Below are 18650 nucleotides of genomic sequence, written 5' to 3' on the forward strand. Positions count from 1 at the left end.
AATTAGGCTCAGGTAAAGATATAGGGGATTAAAGTTATGTTTGGTAGAAAAAAAAGTTACGACTTAGAAAAAGCAAGAGACAGAAACAGCATATTGGCTAATGCGGGAATTGCCGGTGTAGGTACTCAAGGTATATACACACCAAAAGGCAGCGCTAGTGGAGCAAAATTAAAACCTCGCCAGAAGAAACTTCCTAAGCAGGTTGGTTATACAAAGCAACAAGCATTAGACGATGCTAAGTTACTGGGTCAGGTAACCATGGATATGCGTAGTGATATAGCCGGCTATGTCGGGGATGTGGTAGATGCCACCAAGGATCTGGCTAGCTTATCTTCAGGTGGCGGGATGTATACCGCCGGCGGCGGGCTTGAATTCACTAGTGGCAATATTATCGGTGCGGTGAAGCTAGGCCATGATGCTATTTGTAATATTGTTGAATGGGCTGGTAAGAGAAAACCTAAAGAGCTACCGGTTAATCCGCTGCTTACACCGATAGATGCTGCGTTATATGAAAACACCAAGACTGCTGCATATTTTAAGAAGAGAATGGTTAAGAAGATTGCCGGTGATGCCGTTTCGTTTACCGGCGGTGTGCTGAGCAGTGCAACCCATGTGAATGCGTTGGGAGCGGCCCGTCATGGACGTTCTGATGCTAAAACAATTGCACACCTGGTTCGGCTGAAGGAACAGCTCAAGCAATATAAAAGTAAAGGACTGGCACTTGAATATAAGCTCTGCAAGCTAATTATTGACTGTAAAAAGCTTAAAATAGAATCACAGTCGGCGGCATTGGCGGCAGATTGTATTCCGGGCAATGTTATTACCAGCAGTGTTACTGCCGCTGCGGGCTTTATTCACGGGCAAACTCTGGCCTACCGCTTGTCGAGAATGGAAGCTGATATCGAGAAGGCCGCAAAGATACTGCATTACCGCGCATTTTATGAGATGGATGATGATTACGGTATTGCTGGCTTATTTGGTGAGCAGGCTACCAATGAGTATGCTGCCGAGACTCCCGCTCTCGATATGGTTCGAGAACTTTTTGCCCAGATTGCGCAAATCGAAAAAGAAAGAGTTCTGGTTAATGTGAAAGGGCATAAGTTGAAAGTCGGTGGTGAACATTACCGTGCAGATAAACTGATGCGTGAACCTGCTGGCTGGTTAGTTATTGTCGATAAGTTAAATCTTATTTGATTCTGACTTTTATAACGAGTCGTAGAATAAGTAATTATTATAAAAATAAATTGGTATTTTCTAGCTGTTTTTAACGAGAGCTAAAAACAGTTAGAGCTGTATTTCCCGAATTTGAGGATGTTGTTTGTATGCATGAAAATATTAGTAAAGGTTATGACTTAGGCAAAGGCATAGCAGATTTTGCAGGGAAAGACCCAAGTAAACGTGAATTAAAAGATGGTGTTGATCTGGCGGGTAATGTTATTGATCTAACAACGAATATCGTTGACTCAACGCCGCTGGGCGAGATTCTGAAAAAGCCGATGGCGTTACTTGATGAGCACGGTATGGCTAGGCTTGAGCGCACCAAGATTGCTCAGAATGTTAAAGAGAAGTTTTCCAGTAAGATCAGCCGCGTTGTTGCTCAGAAGATGCACGCTTCAAGTATGGTAAAAGCATCAACGGCAGATAGTGTTGGTTATTTAATGAATGTGCATTCTGATCAGGAATTTATGGATCAGAGTAAAGCCGATTTTGACAGGCATCAGGCTAATCGTGGTCATAGAATTAGACGAAAACTCCATGATAAATTTCGCGTAGCCAAGAAAAACCCAGTTAAAATCCTAATGATTCCACTGGGACTTATTCCAGATGGTGGCATTACCAAAAAAGTTGTGAGTGGTATTCAGTACCTTGGAAATAAAGGGCTTGAGACACGTAAAGCGCGTAAGAAAAAAGGTTATTCGTCAGGTAATAAAGCAGTGCTTGAGCAGCAGATGGGCTCGCGGGAAGCGCAGCGCAAGATTGCGAAATGGAAAGCCAAAGATATTGCCGAGCTTGGCCCGAAATTGCAGAGAAATTTGTATAAGCTGAAGCAGTCAGTTGCATTGCTGGAAAGCCGCGAAGCACAGATGAACGCACAATATGCTCGTGCTCAAGCTGTCCCTGGAGGCCCTGAAGCTGCTGCAGCGCTAGCGCAGCTAAGTAAATGCAATATGGATTTAGCGATGAGTTTTCATGAAACAAAACACTATATTGAAAAAATAACCTCTATGTGTGAAGTCATGGAAGAGACGGCTTTTGAGACCCGCGCGCACATGGTGTTTCTTGATGAACTATTAGTACAAACAGAGTTGGCTATTAGAGCCAATGCAGATGCGCTTTATAAATAAACGATATTGATATCGCCCCTTGATTAACAAAGCAAGTTTGTTTGTTGGTAAATCAAGGGGCGTAACAGAGTAGAAAGAAGCTGAATGACAATATAGTCATGGCTAAATATTTTGCGGGAAAAGCAATTTATTTAAACATCGAGTTTAAAGCTCGCTTAAAAGCAAAAGAAATTTGCTAACTAGTTATTAGGATACGACGGTGAAGAATAGTCCATTTACTACAGAGCAACTTCAATGGATTCGAAGTTCACTTAAAATTGCGGTTGTGCACGGAGGGGAAAAGGCACAATCGGATAGTTATATTTATGAAAACTTGAGCCCGCGCTCAACGAAAACCTATCAGCCGGTGGCCTGTGATATTGCCGTTGCGCTGAGGGAATCCGGCTTTAAGCATGTAGAGGTATTGCCTGAAAACCTAAATTTGCCGATGAAATTGAAAGCACTTGGTATTGATCTCGTTGTTACTAACAGCGGCGGTCTGCAAGGGTTTGACTCGATGTGCCACTTGCCGTCAATGCTGGAAATGCTGGGTGTTCCATATGTCGGCCACTCGCCAATGACAGCCGGTGTGTTGGACAATAAGCACCTGTTTAAGCATGAAATTAACGCTGCCGGGATCCCGACGGCCCCATTCGTGACCATAGGTCATGGTGAAAGCGTTAATGATGATGCCAAGCGAGTCATGCTTGATCTTATCGAGCAGGAGTTCGGGGAAGCATTTATCGTTAAGCCGGTTTCAGGACGTGCCTCGATTCATGTTCATCCGGTATTTAACCGTGCCGATTTAGCCGAGATAGTTGAACAGGTGCAGAAAGCGACGAGCAATACGGTGATGGTCGAACCTTTCCTGTCTGGTAGAGAGTTCGTCGTTGCTGTTGCCGGGCCGACAGTGTTTAAGGACGGCGTATTGATCGAGCGCGATCAACCCTTCTCATTTTCCATTACAGAACGTGTCCTTGCAGATGATGAGGCGATATTCACCTCAATGGATGTCAAACCGATCACCAGCGATCGGTTATTGAAAGTAGAAGAACCGGAACTACGCAGCGCGCTGGCTGATATCGGCTCTAAAATCTTCAATCAGATGGGCTTACATACCCTTGTTCGTGTTGATTTGAGAATGGACTCACGCGGCAAGCTGTTTGTGCTTGAGGCAAATCCAAAGCCTGATCTGAAGCGCCCAGAAGGCAGCAAGTTAAGTATTGTCTGTCATGATCTTGCGGGTGAGGGGATGAGCTATCACGATTTGATCCAGTCACTGGTCTTCAATCGACTTGCTTACCTTCATCGGCACCGTTCAACGACTCTGGCTCACTGCTTTACTGATGAGTTCTTTAGTTTAGCCACTGCCTAGGAGCCGCTGTGAGACCTGTAAAAGATAGAATTAGGCTCATACTAGGGTTAACAGTGGTGACACTGTCACTGCTGTTGGTTTTTGTTGTGGGTTACGGCCAGGCACTTAAAAGTTATCGCCAGCTAACCACCGATACGGTAATGGCTCAAACGGAAGCAGCACGGCTGGGCATTGAGCAAGTGCTTAACTCGGGCGTTTCCCTAGAGGATATTGCCGGTTTAAGTCAGGTCTTACAGCCCATTGTCGAGTCAGATGTTTCCGTAACGGGATTGCGCCTGCTCTCAGGTCAGAAGCAGCTCTACCGTTTTGGCGAAACCCAAGAGTATGACAATAGTATTTCTATACCGCTAAACAACAAATTTACTCAGGCGGGTACGCTACAGGTCGTATTGAGTGATCAGATTGTCGAGTCGACGGTCACAAAGAGTTTTCAGCCATTTATCTGGCTGATTGTTGTCCTGCTGGCAGTGTTTATTGGCAGCGTGCTTAACAGCACGCACCGAACGGTTTACCTGACCAGCTTTACCATGGTGTTTCTGGCAATGTCTGTCAGTGTCATGATATTGGTCGGCAGCCTGTATCGTGATGGTCTACAAAGCAAGGCCGTATCACTGGCTGAGGTGGTCAGCCAGCGTCTGTCGCCTATCTTGATCCATAATGTCGATCAGACATTAGTGGTAGGCATTGAATCGATGCTTGATAACTTTCGCCGGACAAATCCCGAATTATCGAAGATCGCGGTGTTCAAAAATACCCAGCTTGTGGCAACTAGCCAGCAAGGTGGAGCAATGACAGAAGTGATCTCCGATACCGGTATGCTTGATTACGCCATCGGTACTTCTTTATCGGGTGAAGTTCACCTGACTTACAAGGCGCAAATTGTTATTGCGCAACTAGCTCGGACATTAAAGAACTTTGCCGTGCTATTTTTCGCTTGCGGGTTAGTGTGTTTTGCATTTATTCGTCTACTAAGCGGAGAAGCTAATCAAAGTCGGAATGATGTGGTTTTGGAGCGTATAAAACCATTATTTCTGGGGGCGGTATTGATGGAGTCATTAATGGCCCCTATTATGCCGCAGTATATGACCTCTGTCGCCGAATCGGCGGGGTTGGGTGCCAGTGCATCCTCGATCTTTTTTACGCTTTACTTTCTTGGATTTGCCCTGACGTTATTGCCTGCGGCAAGGCTAATCGAAATGTATGATATTCGGCGGGTGCTGGTATTCGGTATTTTTCTGTCGAGCCTTGGTTGCGGGTTGTTGAGTATAGACCCGGGGCTAGCTGCCATCTTATCGGCACGTCTGCTCTCGGGTATTGGTCAGGCACTGATCTTTATTTCTGTCCAAGGGTATATATTGAGATTTAGTAATAAAGGGAATAAGACCCAGGCTGCAGGCATCATTGTGTTTTGCTTCAACGCCGGGTTTATTGCCGGTGCTGCGATTGGTGCGCTACTCGCAGACTATCTTGGTGATCAGGGTACCTTCACACTAGCCGCCAGTATTGGCGGGATCATGAGTCTGTTTAGCTTGTTACTTCCGTCGATGAAAGCGCGTCAGAAGCTACAAGGATCAATCATGGATAACGTGTCGGCAATGATGGCTGACTCTTGGCGTCTCATTAAAATTCCAACGTTTATCCGGACCATGCTGCTGGTGGGGATCCCGACGAAAGCCGCGTTAACCGGTATTGTTTCATTTGCCGTACCGCTGTTATTGGCCGAGCGGGGTGTCAGCAAAGAAAGTATTGGTCAGGTGTTGATGTCATATGCTGCGATAGTGCTGCTGGTCAGTCATAAAGTTGGCCCTTGGGTTGATAAATGGGGCAATAGCAAGAAGGCGCTTTGTCTAGGGAACTTTATTGCTGGCGGAGCGTTGACGCTGCTTGCCATTGCTATGGTTATGCCGCAAAACTGGCAGATCGTTGTCGTGATGACGTTATCGATGATGATGATGGGATTTTCGCATGGCCTGATCAATGCGCCGGTGGTGACACATGTAGTGGTGAATATGGCTGATAGCCAAGAGTCTGATTCAGTTATCGCAGCAACGTACCGTTTTCTAGAAAGATTTGGCCATATATCCGGTTCAGTAATCGTTGGCCAGATGTTGGTGTGGCTTGGTGCCGAACAGGCAATGCTCGTTCTTGCTGGCTTCTTTATCGCAGCGTGTGTTTTGTTTGTATTCTTTGACAAGCGTGCGATTAAGGCGGTTGTATCATGATCCGATATTTATCTCTAATCGTCTTGGTGTGGAGCTCGGGCTTATGGGCAGCTTCCCAATGGCCAATGTGGCTTGGTGAAGAGCTACAGCCTGCTGGTAAGAGCCACTGGAAGGTAAAAGCCAGCCAGGATGGTGTTGAATACTTGCCGGCAAAATCGGTTCCGAGAATATTGATGATTGTTTCACGTCAGGCAAAATCTTACGACGTTGCGATTCAGACACTGCTTGGCATCTATGGACGAGAGTTACCTCAGGCTCATATTTTAATCAGGAAACTACCAGTAGCTGAAAATGGTAGCGATGCAAAACAGTTGCTAACGGAAATGCTGTTAGATGCCGAAGACAAAACCAGCCTGATATATACCGTTGGTTCGAAAGCCACTGTCGCTGTTCGTAATGTTTATAAAGGCGGCAAGGTTGCCGTCGTATCGGTTAATGCAAAAGATCCGGTGCGATTGGGACTTATCGACAGCGATAAAGGCTCCGGTGATAACTTCGCCTTTACGTCACTGAATTTGCCTGCAGATGTAACGCTGAGCTTTATAAAGCGCTTCAAGCCGTCGCTAAAGCAAATAGGTGTTCTATATGCCCGGAAAAATAGAAGTGCGTATTCAACGCAATATTTGCCACTGAAGCAACTGGCAGAGAAGAGCGGGGTAAAAATCGTTCCTGTCATGGTGGATGAGGAAGAAACCTCACTTAGGCTGGCTGTGGCAATGCCCAAAGCAATACAGGAAATGCAACGTGATGATCCTACGCTGGAGAACAGCCTTTTATGGCTAACGGGCAGTTCAAGCCTGCTCTCTAGAATGGCTGAGATCAATCACTATGCGACAGGTTTGGCCGTGATCTCTGCGGTGCCTGATGTGGTTAAAAGCGGACCAGACAGCGCACTGATGTCGTTTGGTGTGAGTTTCGTAAACAATGCGCATCAGGCCGGATTATATGGTCTGCAGATATTGAGGGGAGAAGTCAAACCAGGTGATTTGCCGGTAGGTCATATATCACCACCAGATATTGCGATTAGCTTTGAGCAGGCACGACGAATAGAACAACAAATACCCTTTGTATTAATGGAGATGGCAAGCGATGTATACGGTACGAATGGCAGTGTTATTCGCTCGAAAGGTAAATCAATGCAGGAGCAGCAATGAGTTTAGCGATGTTATTTAAAGCTCACTGGTTCCAGTATACCACCGCGTTTTTATTGGCTTTTGGTGTGACTTTTAATGCTTATAGCGAAGTTCGTCCTGAGCGATTATTACTCGTCACCCAAGAGTGGCGACCGTATCAATACCAGGAAGAAGGCGATATGAAAGGCCCGGGTATTGAAAAGCTGAAATGCACTATGAAAGTCATGCAGCAGCCGTATCAGATCACGATGACAGATTGGGATCGGGCGCAGATCCTCGTAGAAGTGGGTGAGCAGCATGGTTTCTTCCTGGCATCACAAAATGCGATACGCGATAAGTATGCTGATTATTCATTGCCGGTGATGAACCAGGTGTGGAGCTGGTTTAGCTTGTCTGATTCGATTGATACCCAAAGCGCAATGTTCAAAGAAGAGGTGGCAGTTACGGCAATCTTTGGTTCGAATAAGTGGTTTTGGCTGCATAAGTCAGGTTATCGTGTTGAGAAAAAACCACGTCAGCCAACAACGCTGATTGAACTGCTGCTGGCAGGTGAAGTCGGAGCTGTGCTGGCGAACGATTTCGTCATGAAAGATGCCATCCAAAGTCTGGGGATCAGCCACCGGGCAATTACGCGAAGTGTCGTAAAAGAAAAACCTTTAGGTGTCTACTTTTCAAAGAAATTTACCAAGCAGTACCCACTGTTTGTGAGTGAGTTTAATCAAGCAATTGCGCAGTGTGAGGAGAGGTAATATGCCGTTATCATTAAGAATTATAAGCTCTCCTGATGGAGAACCTATCTCTGAGTGGACCAAGAACTTCCCGGAAGAGGGCGGTAGTATTGGACGCTCTTACGGAACAACGATGCAATTGTCTGATGCATCAAGGGCCATCTCGGGTACCCACGCGATTATCAATCGAGGTAGCCGTGGCTACCAGGTGATGGATGTCAGTACCAACGGGCTATTTATCAACGGTAATCACCAACCGTTGGGGAAAAACAACAGTTCGAGCCTGAATGATGGTGATGTGCTTGATCTGGGTCATTATCGATTAATGGTGTCTTGTTTTGTTCCCGAGCGAGCGACAATTAAGCCGTCATTTCCGGCACAATCCGCATCATTGGGAGAATGGGCTGACGATCCTTTTGGTGGTGAGCTGCCTGTATTGGATAAGCATGCCGAACCTGAAGTTGTTCGTCAGACTCACGCAGATGAACTGTCGTTCTCCGCTATTTCAGAACCAGCCATGTCTGGCGGTGTTGTCGACCTTGACCCTTTCGGCGATTTAGAACCTGAAGTGCTGCCGCAATTGGAATCTGTTCATGTCGATCGTTTTAATGGTGACAGCTTTAACGAGGGCAGTTTTGATGATGATCCATTTGCCACCGAGGCGTCGGACTCTTTTGCCGCTGAGCTTGTCTCAAACCGTCTTCAGCCAGTACCGCTCCAACGTGATATTGCAGAACCTATTAGCATCTCCTCTGGCGTAGCTACTGGTATTGATGCGCAGCAGATCATCACGATGCAAGCCAAGCAGCAAGAATTAATGACACAGGCTGTTGAAATGGCGTTTGGTCGATTAATGGACGAAATGGCACCGAGTCATCTTGAAGGGATGTTCAACGATTTAATACAGCCCGGTTTCTTTAGTCGCAAACCCGATTACTGGGAAATGTATAAGCGTTACTTCCAACGCCAGCAAGATAACCAGGAATGGCAATTGAAGTTCAAAGCGTATTTTAGTGAAAGTTTACGTATCAAGCAGTCACTCGGAGAAAAGTGATATGACAATAAAGTTAATTATGGCTCTGGCCATGCTAGCGCTTAGCGGCTGCAGTGGGTTAGCGTTTTGGCAGGATGCTTCTCCGTTGCAAGTCGTTGTCAATATTGACGCTGCCAACAACATCAACCCAAATATTGATGGTTTAGCGTCACCACTGGAAGTACGTATCTATCAGTTACAGGACAGCGAGGCATTTAGCCAGGCAAGTTTTATTGACCTGTATAGTGATGACCAAGGAGTATTAAAGGCCGGTTTGCTGTCCAAGCGCAATCTCGACAGTGTCCTGCCGAATGAAAAGCGCCAGGTTGTACTGCCTTTGATCGCCGAGACGAAATACGTCGGCGTGGTGGCGGCATTTGCTGACTATCGAGAGGCAAAAAATAAAGCATTTGTACAAATTATGGCGGGACAGCCAGTTGTTATTGATGCCAAATTTGACGGCGTCAACGTAAGTATTACCGGTCAAGAGGACTAACCAATAATGGATAAGAAAAAAGTAGTTTGGTCTGAAGGTATGTTCCTTAGCCCGCAACATTTCCAGCAGCAAGAACGCTACCTGGAAGGTTTTGTTAAAGACTATCGTGAGCTGATGAACCCGAATCGCTATGGGCTGGCGGAATTAGAGCTTGATAGTTCATTGAACAATATCGGTAAGGTCGGGATCAAAAGAGCAAAAGGCTTATTTCCCGACGGTACGCCGTTTGATATTCAAAATGGACTTGCGCTGGAAGTACCACCTGGTACCAATGATAAGCTTGTCTATCTTGCGCTGCCAATTTATCGTTCAGGTGTCGTTGATATTGGCACCCAGCAAGATAAGCACCGTCGGTATCGTCGACTAGATCACAATGTCTTTGACACCAGCCGTGACCACAGCGAAGCGCTCCAGCTGGAGCTGGCAGAATTGAACATCGAGCTAAAACTGGAAGGTGATGATCTCCAGGATTACACCATCATCCCGATTGCACACGTCACAGAGCATAAGTCAGATGGTGAAGTGGTACTGAATAAAGCATTCATCCCGGTTTGCCTCTATTTTACTGTTTCTGATTACCTTCAGGATAATGTGAATGACATTTACGCCCAGATGCAGTATCGGGCTCGAAGCATCTCGCAACGCTTACAGGTTGAGTCGGCAAGCAAAAGCCATCAGGCATTAATTCGTGACTATTTATGGCTGCAGGCGTTGGGTAGATGGTTGCCAAGTGTCAAGTCTTGGCTGGATGTCGGCACGGTGGCCCCGCATGATATTTACCATGAATGCCTGAAAATCGTCGGTGAGATGCAAGGGCTAGAAGGGAAAATGCCGCAGGAATACGACCGCTGGGAACACAGCCGGCTTTACTCTCTCTTCTCTGGTTTGTTTTCTGATATTCGTGTTTTGCTGCGAGAAGTACAGCTAGACAGCTTAACAACGCTTGTGTGGGACACTAGCTTGTTTGAAAAGCGTCGATTATTACGCACCTTGGTACAAGACCGTGGACTGTTTAATGCAGGACGTTTTGTTTTAGTTGTTTCGTCTTCGTTAGGCTCGGTCAAACTCAGCGAACAGTTCCCACAGGCCAGTAAACTGGCAGGTAATAGCACGATTGCGGATCTTGTTCGTAATGCACTTTCTGGCGTCCCGCTACGTGCACTCCCTGTTCCTCCTTCTGAATTAAAAGCACGCAGTGATGCCGCCTATTTTGAAATTGATACTCAGTCGGCCTTATGGCGAGAACTCATTCAAAAAGATGAACCAATTGCACTGCATGTCGATAGTCGTATCGGTGATGTTGATGTTGAATTTTTTGTGATTCGCTAGGACCCAGTGCATGACTTCATTATTCAATGAGCAAGAAACGATTTCGATTCGTCGTACTGAATCAACAAGACGAGTGCCGAATGAAGAGCCGGCTGTGTCGCTTGATTTGAGCGGGACAGAAAAGTTAATCGAAAACCTGGCGATTTATGGCAATCCTTTGCTGAATGCAGCAAGCGAGCTATTAGCGTTGTTAGTGAGTTTACCGCGGCAGGGATCACCGCTTGATATTGATGGTTTTCGCCAGCAGCTCTTAGATGGTATTGCTGATTTCAAGCGACGTGGCCTGTTTTTGGACTATCACCCCAGCGTGGTAGAAAAAAGTTGCTTTGTGCTGTGTGCGGCTTTTGATGAAACTATTTTGTATACGGGCTGGGGAGTTAAGTCGCGCTGGGAAAACAACTCTTTGCTTAGCAAGGTGTTTAACCAGCGAAATGGTGGTGAAGTCTTTTTTCACCTGCTTGATCAGGCCCGTCGTCAGCCATCAAAGTTGGTCGATTTTTTAGAGTTGCAGTATGTGCTCATTATGTTGGGGTTCCTCGGCAAGTACCGCCATTCAGAGCGTCATAAAATCAATGAGCTGCAATCTGAACTTTATACTATCGTTCGCTATTACCGTGAAGAGTCAGCGCTGTTAGTGCCAAAAACCCCAGAATTACCGGATATTCAAAAACCTTGGTGTTTTCTGAGTACGTCGAAGTTACTGCTAATTAGCTTATCGGTGATATTAGGATCGTACTTGTTCTCAGAGTATTGGTATGGAAACCGCAGCGAACCGACATTGCTTGCCTTTAGCTCTCTGAAGATGGATGGATTCATTCATACCACCCAGAATGAAGATTTGGTCTACATCAGCACAGATGAAGATCTAGGACTGATCGATAAGGCAAAAGAAGAACAGCAGGTAGTCGATACTGCCACGCCTTCTACGATTGGATGGCAGGTGTTATTGGCCGAATTCTCTGAGCGTGCTGATGGTGAGCGACTGGCTAAAGATCTGAAGGCTGCCGGATACACCGTAGAGCTGAATGATGTTGCTGGTGGCACCGAGCTAATTGTGCCTAATCAAGCAGATATTACAAAAGCAAAATTGCTGAAAAATGAGCTTAACGTTCGCTTTGGCCTTAATGCATCCGTTCGCCGAAATAGACAACAACAATAATGAATAACATGAAACTAAATAAACCATTACTTTTGCTGTCGATAGTTCTGTTTGCTTGCTTTGGAGCAGCGTGGCTATGGATACCAACCGATCCCGAATCAGATTCACTGCTTAAACCGATAATTATGATCAGTTTGTTGCTTGGTACAATCCTGACACTATTTTTTGCCTATTGGTTGAACCGTTCGAAGGGTAACGATCAACAGCATGATCAGTCCATATTGTTCAAGCAAGATGTCATGGTTATCCGCCAGCTGTTTAAAGCGGCGGTTAAACAACTCCGTGGCGCTCGTGGCAACAAACTAAAAAGCCTCTATGAACTGCCATGGTATGTACTAATTGGCGGTGAAAATGACGCCAAAAGTAGTTTACTGCAACAAAATAACTTAGAGCCGGTATTGCATCGCTCCATTGACGAAAGTGATACTGATCAATATGTTCGTTTTTGGAGCAATGACAACGCAGTAGTCATTGAGGTTGGTCATCGTCTATTTGATAGTGAAGGTATTGATGACGCTCTATGGCGCGTGCTTGCGAAGCAATTGTTGAAATACCGCCCTCGCCAAGCAGTCAATGGGGTCATTACGGCTATCGGCTGTGATCAGTTTTTACAATGCGATAAGAAAGCCCGCCAGATCCTTAGCTCAAACCTTCAGGAAGCTATCTTACAGCTGGGGGAGCATACGGGGCTTTCGCTGCCGGTATATCCGGTATTTACCAAGGCAGACACGATCTCGGACTTTGTGAACTTCTTTGCCAGCTATTCTGGCTGCGATGTTGAAAATCCATTTGGCGTGACGTTCTCAATAGACGACAAAAATCACTTTGAACCCCGTCAGCTGGAAAGATCCTGCCAAGATATATTGAAAAACTTATCTCAGCAGCAATTTCAGCTACTGCGTGAAGCGCGCAGAGACGAGGCCGATTCAGTTATTGCTTTACCGTATCAGCTACGTGTTTTCTTCGAGCGAGCCAATGAACTGCTGACCAACCTAGGACGAGAAAATCGTGTTCGTCAGGCAGTCTGGCTACGTGGTATGTACTTGGTGACGACAGGGCAAAAAGGTACCAGCTATGATTTGCTTACCCAATTGGTCGCGGAAAAGGCTGCCTTTAATGCTGATATCGTTCAGGCGCAGCCGCAAGGTCGTCAAAACTTATTCTCAAGCCGGATTTTTAGCCATGTGATCTTGCCGGAAGCTGAAATTGTCGGTGTCAATAAGCGTCGTCATTATAGCTACATTGCCGCCCGAAGTGCTTTTGCCATGGGCCTAGTGGCTGCGGTGGCGTTATTCGGTTTGCAGTTACGTGATAACTGGAATCAAGACGAAGCGTTCAGAAGTAAAGCCATAACAGAACTGAGCCTATACCGTAGTGATGTGAACCGTCTACAAGAGGGACATTCCGGTTTAGCGGAGCTGATCCCAGTATTGAATGAGCTGCGCGCGGTCGTTCAAGAAGGGGATAAGCCTTTACCGTGGTATCAAAAAGTTAGTATTAAACAAGAAGATACTGCAGAGCAGATCCGTTATGTCTATCAGCAGCAGCTACAGCAGTTTCTGTTGCCGCAGATTGCCGATCTACTGAGTAGTGAGTTATACGTCTACGTAAATTTAGGTAATCCAAGCAAAGTCTTCGAGTTACTACGCTATTATCAAATGCTGTTTGATGCGAATCGTTTAGATCAAAATGAAATGATTGGCTATCTGGTCGATACCCTAAATGACCAAGGCGATATTTCTGCCGATAGCATCAATCAGCTAAGTTTTCTGATGACCGATTTGTTCGGTAGTGACTATAGCCGTGTGCTGGAATCTAATGATGAGCTGATCTCGGTTGCAGTTCAAAACCTCGAAGGCTTATCTCCGGAACGTTTAATTTATGCACGAGTGAAGTCATTACCAGAATACCGGAATAGGGTGGATATTCGTCGTCAGCTGGGTGACAAGTTCTCTTCAATGTTCCAGTTCAAACCCGGCTTCCATGGTTATTTGCTGCCAGAGCTTTATACACGTAAGGGGCATTCAAAACTTGATTTATCCGTTAAATCATCGCTACTGAAGAAGCAGCTCGAAGAATTCAAATCGATTCAGGGTGATATGTCGGGGGCTTCAGTTGCGGAGTTAACCAAGTTAAGTAAGAGAGTACAGCGGCTCTATTATTCTGATTATGTTTATCAGTGGAAAGAGCTGATAAATAATATTGAGGTGAAAGAGTTCGACAGCATGGCGGATCTTGCATACGCCGTAAAAATAGCTCGCGAGCCAGCAACCAGTCCATTAATTGATGTACTTGATGCTGTTGTGAACAATACGACGCTAGCTTCTGAAAATAATGCTGATACCAAGGGCAACACCAAGGCTGCCAAGCAACTGGGCTTGAAGAAGGCCGCAAAGGTATTGAAAAAGGTCGATAAAGTTAACCGTATTGCGGGTGATAAGTTAGTTCGCCTGCAGCCATCTTATGTGGTGAATGAAGCATTTAGCAGCTACGCCTCATTTATGGCAACACAGGGCAAGAGTGCGCCGGTTGACGAGTTGATCACGGAATTTGACAATTTAAATACCTATTTGGATACGGCATTGACAAGCAGTGATCCTGCCAAGGCGTTTTACGGTTATGCCAAGGTGCACGCTGCTGGTAGCCAGGATGCATTAGTAACGCTTCGCCGTCTCTCTGGCCGGTCGCCAAGTCAGGTTGCGTCTTGGATTAAAACGTTAGACAAACAAGCCTGGAAACATGTTGTTAAGGGTGGTGTCGGCTATTTAAACACCCAGTGGAAAGAGCAGGTATATGGATTTTACCGCCAGGCTATCGAAGGACGTTTCCCTTTCTCATTACAAGGGCGTGGGGAGGTTGCCATTGATGATTTTGCTACCATGTTTAAACCGCAGGGACGAATTGATACATTTATAACCGCAGAGCTCCAGCCGTTTGCATACTGGGACAACGGCACGTTGAAATTGGCCGAAGTAGAAGGGGAAAAGCTTCCCTTGCGTTTAGCGACTTTGCAGCAAATCAAACGAGCGAAAAAGATAAGACAGCTATTCTTTGGGCCAACCGGGCAGGAGCTGGCCTTGCAGTTACGTCTCAAAGCAAGCTCGATGACGACAACTACCACAAAGTTTGATCTTCGCGAAGCAGAAAGCGTGTTTGCTTACCGTCATGGCCCGAGGTTATGGCAAAACATCGCGTGGCCATCAACGGGAGAAGATGGCTATATCTCTGCGAACTTCTATAAGGGTGAAAACCGCATCGCGAGTCAATCATATTCAGGGCAGTGGGCGCTATTTCGAATGCTGTTTGATGGCCAATCGAGTGCGACTGGCGACCGAAGAGTTCGTAATCTTGTCTATAAGCTTGCGAATGAAGAGGTGGTATTACGGTATGCGCTAAAAGACAGTAACGCTGCTTTGACAAAGGGGCTATTAACAAACTTTCATTTGCCATCTTCGCTATAGCGGTTGGGGGGAGTAAGTCTCCGCTAGTCAATTCGACATAGGAATGATAAACACCCAGATAAATTAAAGACGGCACGTTTGCCGTCTTTTGGGTTTTCATGAGAATGTTCCAAATGAAAAAGATCCCAGATTTGAGTCTTGGTACGGTGCTGTTTGAACGCTATACCCTCATCGAGGTGCTGAGCCTTGGTGTTTTTGTGGCTATTGATAACGGTACAGGAGGTAAAGTCATTGTTAAACATGCTGAGCATGAGCAATTAGAAAGAGAATGGCTTTGCATGACGCAGTGCCATTCTCCTTATATTAACCAGCCGATTGAGATCCTATCGTCATTACTAATATTGCCCTATGTGGAAGGGGAGAGCCTGATAACATTTTCGCTCGACCAGTGCAGCTTGTTTATTGCGTGCCTCCCTAAGATTGTGCGAGCAATTGACTGTGTCCATCAAGCTGGATGGGTACACTGTGATGTCAAGCCTTCGAATATCCTATATCTACCTGAGTTAGGTTCTATCAAGTTAATCGATTTTGGTGCCGCCTGGCCTGTAGGTACGTCGCTCTATCAGCTAAATGAATGGCAGCTGACCCCCGGTTTTTCAAGGAGCACAAGGCAAGAAGGGATTGGTAACATAGAAAGGGAAGATGATTGGTATGCCTTGGCAAAGTGGCTAGAGCAAATCGATGAAAGTGTATTGGGATTAAAAGACCAGCGCCAACTGGGACGTTGGAAGTTATGGTTAAGAGCCAGAACTTCACACTGTAATGTGCTGTAAAATATACAGGCATAAGGCAATTATCTAATTAGGTTACATAATTTGGTTTAAGGAGGATGGGTGTAGTAGTCTTATTTGAACGGTATTGCTTTAGTAGGGGAAAAACTTTGAATGACCTGAATTTAACAAGTATTGCTGCTCGCCACCTATTAACCAGCCTTAAAGGCGGTGTGCTTATCATAACCATGAATCGTCCAGAAAAATTAAACGGTTGGACGATGGAGATGATGGATGCATTAAGTGAAGCCTTTTCCAAGGCTAATGCTAACAATACAGTCAGGGCTGTAATTTTAACTGGGGCAGGTAAATATTATTCTGCTGGAGTCAATCTAGGTGGCTCATTAAAGTTGATGGCGCCTAGAAAGCTGCGTAAATTAATCATCAAAAACAATCAGGCGCTATTCGAACTATTTCTAAATTGCAATAAACCGCTATTAATAGCAGTTAATGGCCCGGCATTAGGAGCCAGCGTAACGTCAGCATCATTAGCCAATAGTATAATCGCCTCAGAAAATGCGACCTTTTCCACACCTTTCGCGGCCTTGGGTATAACTCCTGAAGGGTGCTCAAGCATCCATTTTCCTCGCTTAATGGGTGAAATGAATGCTCAGCGTATGTTAGGAAGTGAAGGCTGGAAACCTACGGCTAAAGAAGCGTTTGATGCTGGATTAATTCAAAAGGTAGTGCCACAGGATCAATTAATGGCTGAAGCAGAACGTATTGCTCAAGGTTGGGTTGCCAACGAGGAAGAACGTAAGTTTCTAGCCGGAAGCCAATTGGGTGAGCTAAAAACGACTAACGCACGGGAATCTGAACAACTTGCAGATTCATTTTTAGGTGCGGAATTTTTAAAAGAACAATCGCGCTTTTTATGGAGTAAAAAAAAATACGCACCTTCTGTGGTGTTTTTTTCGTTATGGGCATTAAGGCCGCTTTGGTTTCGCTTAATTTAAGTTTTCAAACTATGGGGGAAGGCGTTGGAGCTAGACGTATTCTGTATGCCCCCCATTATATGAATGCTCCCTGATATGCCATTGCGGAACTGCCAGGAGACTAAGCATGACACTGAGTAAGGGGAATGATGGTTCTTAATTGAACCTCGCTAAAGCCTACCCCTCATGGACTAGAGGTGAACTGCAGAGCTATTCATATTTTTACACATTTAGTTAATACTTATTCCAATAAAGAATGCATCATTAGTACATAAATTGACTGGGTTTGAGGTGTTGCCTCACCTGTCGACATTAGTTTCGTTCATAGATTACAAGCTGAGCATGGTAGGCTGCCATCTTAGCGCTCATGAAAGAGAAGCGCTCGGAAGTTAACCAACGCGATAGTCTCTATATTGATTGTTGTATTTAGACTATTTCAGGAACTAACAATATATGTACTCATACGTTGCCAGGCAACCGATTCTAAATGCAAATAAAAAAACGATTGGCTATGAGCTGCTGTTCCGTGACGGCCCGAAGAATTCGTTTCCCGATATAGAAGCTGAGAGTGCAACCAGTCGCCTATTGTCGGAGCAGTTTATGAATTCATGTTGCAATGCAACGGGGAACAAACTTGCTTTCGTTAATTTTCCATACAGCAGTATCATTAGGCTCATACCAACTTTATTCCCCAAAGATAAACTTATTATTGAGATTCTGGAAGATTGCGAACCGACAGATGAACTGTTACAAGCGGTAGTGACCCTCTCTCAAAAAGGCTACATGCTGGCTCTCGATGATTTTATTCCCGATTCCCGCTGGAAGCCTTTTCTGCCTTATATCAACATCATCAAGTTTGATATTCGAGTTGTTCCTCTGGAAAAGGCAAAGGTTTTTATTAATCGTTGTCTTAGTTATAAGATCAAATTCTTAGCCGAGAAAGTAGAAACTTATAAAGAATTTCAGCAGGCGAAAGAAGCCGGTTTTGATTATTTTCAGGGTTATTTCTTTAGTAGACCAGAAATGCTACAACAGCGGGCGATCGAGCCATCGCTGCTGGTTATTATGCAACTATGTAAAGAGGTTTCGAATCCTGAACTGGATTATGCTGCAATAGAAAAATTGATAGCCAGTGATGTTTCATTATCTTATAAACTTCTTAAATATGTAAATGCATCATCCTTTATTACTAAGGGCATAACCTCATTTAAACATGCACTGAATTATCTTGGGCGGGATAAGTTACTCTTATTCATCTCATTAATGACAGCGGCTCATGCCTGCCAGCATAAACCTCAATCTTTATATGTTCTTTCCATTCAACGAGCGCGAATTTGTGAGCAGCTCGTAGTTAAAGGATCATTTCAAGCAGAGCCTAGTCAAGCTTTTATAATGGGGCTCTTCTCTTTGTTGGACTCTTTGCTTGATCAACCTTTGGCTCTGCTTCTAACCCATTTACCCCTTAGTGATGAACTAAAGTTGGCACTGAACGAAGGTAAAGGACAACTTGGCTATCTGCTAAGTGCAGTAAAAGCTTATGAGAAAGCCGATTGGGAGCAGGTTAATCACTATTGTAAAGTACTCGATATTTCAGAAGAAGTTATCGCTAGTCAATATGCCGAGTCTGTCATATGGAGTGATAATTTCACTATCGATACTTGAGTAGATTATTAATGCTAATCAGT

Annotated in this window: 14 protein-coding genes; all 14 read left to right on the forward strand. The window is 45.2% G+C overall.

What is annotated here, in order from left to right:
• Nucleotides 1-36 precede the first annotated feature (36 nt).
• The 14 genes from MD588_RS03555 (at nucleotide 37) to MD588_RS03620 (ending at nucleotide 18627) form a co-directional block, all read left to right on the forward strand.
• The gene (locus tag MD588_RS03555; protein WP_265695472.1) at nucleotides 37-1194 is read left to right on the forward strand and encodes a hypothetical protein; all 1158 of its coding nucleotides are present in this window, start codon (nucleotides 37-39) and stop codon (nucleotides 1192-1194) included.
• Between the two features lie 128 nt (nucleotides 1195-1322).
• On the forward strand, nucleotides 1323-2345 hold the full coding sequence (locus tag MD588_RS03560) for a hypothetical protein (RefSeq protein ID WP_265695473.1): 1023 nt from the start codon (nucleotides 1323-1325) through the stop codon (nucleotides 2343-2345).
• Nucleotides 2346-2544: 199 nt separating this feature from the next.
• Nucleotides 2545-3699: a D-alanine--D-alanine ligase family protein gene (locus MD588_RS03565; protein WP_265695474.1), complete on the forward strand. Its 1155-nt coding sequence runs from the start codon at nucleotides 2545-2547 to the stop codon at nucleotides 3697-3699.
• Between the two features lie 8 nt (nucleotides 3700-3707).
• A complete protein-coding gene (locus MD588_RS03570; protein ID WP_265695475.1) occupies nucleotides 3708-5921 on the forward strand; it encodes an MFS transporter in 2214 nt (737 codons plus the stop codon).
• The gene (locus MD588_RS03575) at nucleotides 5918-7075 is read left to right on the forward strand and encodes an ABC transporter substrate-binding protein (RefSeq protein WP_265695476.1); all 1158 of its coding nucleotides are present in this window, start codon (nucleotides 5918-5920) and stop codon (nucleotides 7073-7075) included. The genes MD588_RS03570 and MD588_RS03575 overlap by 4 nt, the downstream gene beginning before the upstream one ends.
• Nucleotides 7072-7803 (forward strand): type 2 periplasmic-binding domain-containing protein, encoded by a 732-nt coding sequence (locus MD588_RS03580; protein WP_265695477.1) that lies wholly within the window; start codon nucleotides 7072-7074, stop codon nucleotides 7801-7803. The genes MD588_RS03575 and MD588_RS03580 overlap by 4 nt, the downstream gene beginning before the upstream one ends.
• Before the next feature lies 1 nt (nucleotide 7804).
• Nucleotides 7805-8836 carry a type VI secretion system-associated FHA domain protein gene (locus MD588_RS03585; protein ID WP_265695478.1) on the forward strand — a complete coding sequence of 344 codons (1032 nt, stop codon included), beginning with the start codon at nucleotides 7805-7807 and terminating at the stop codon, nucleotides 8834-8836.
• 1 nt (nucleotide 8837) lies between these two features.
• Nucleotides 8838-9311 (forward strand): type VI secretion system lipoprotein TssJ, encoded by a 474-nt coding sequence (gene tssJ / locus MD588_RS03590; RefSeq protein WP_265695479.1) that lies wholly within the window; start codon nucleotides 8838-8840, stop codon nucleotides 9309-9311.
• 6 nt (nucleotides 9312-9317) lie between these two features.
• Nucleotides 9318-10640, forward strand: coding sequence for a type VI secretion system baseplate subunit TssK (gene tssK / locus MD588_RS03595; RefSeq protein WP_265695480.1), 1323 nt, complete (start codon nucleotides 9318-9320; stop codon nucleotides 10638-10640).
• Nucleotides 10641-10650: 10 nt separating this feature from the next.
• Nucleotides 10651-11799: a type IVB secretion system protein IcmH/DotU gene (gene icmH / locus MD588_RS03600; RefSeq protein WP_265695481.1), complete on the forward strand. Its 1149-nt coding sequence runs from the start codon at nucleotides 10651-10653 to the stop codon at nucleotides 11797-11799.
• An 8-nt stretch (nucleotides 11800-11807) separates the two neighbouring features.
• The gene (tssM, locus tag MD588_RS03605) at nucleotides 11808-15260 is read left to right on the forward strand and encodes a type VI secretion system membrane subunit TssM (protein ID WP_265695482.1); all 3453 of its coding nucleotides are present in this window, start codon (nucleotides 11808-11810) and stop codon (nucleotides 15258-15260) included.
• A 113-nt stretch (nucleotides 15261-15373) separates the two neighbouring features.
• On the forward strand, nucleotides 15374-16033 hold the full coding sequence (locus MD588_RS03610) for a protein kinase domain-containing protein (RefSeq protein ID WP_265695483.1): 660 nt from the start codon (nucleotides 15374-15376) through the stop codon (nucleotides 16031-16033).
• A gap of 107 nt (nucleotides 16034-16140) precedes the next feature.
• Nucleotides 16141-16986, forward strand: coding sequence for an enoyl-CoA hydratase/isomerase family protein (locus MD588_RS03615; protein ID WP_265695484.1), 846 nt, complete (start codon nucleotides 16141-16143; stop codon nucleotides 16984-16986).
• 432 nt (nucleotides 16987-17418) lie between these two features.
• Nucleotides 17419-18627, forward strand: coding sequence for an EAL and HDOD domain-containing protein (locus MD588_RS03620; protein WP_265695485.1), 1209 nt, complete (start codon nucleotides 17419-17421; stop codon nucleotides 18625-18627).
• Nucleotides 18628-18650 lie beyond the last annotated feature (23 nt).

Origin of the sequence: Photobacterium obscurum (genome assembly GCF_026191635.1) — a bacterium.
Classification (GTDB): Bacteria; Pseudomonadota; Gammaproteobacteria; order Enterobacterales; family Vibrionaceae; genus Photobacterium; species Photobacterium obscurum.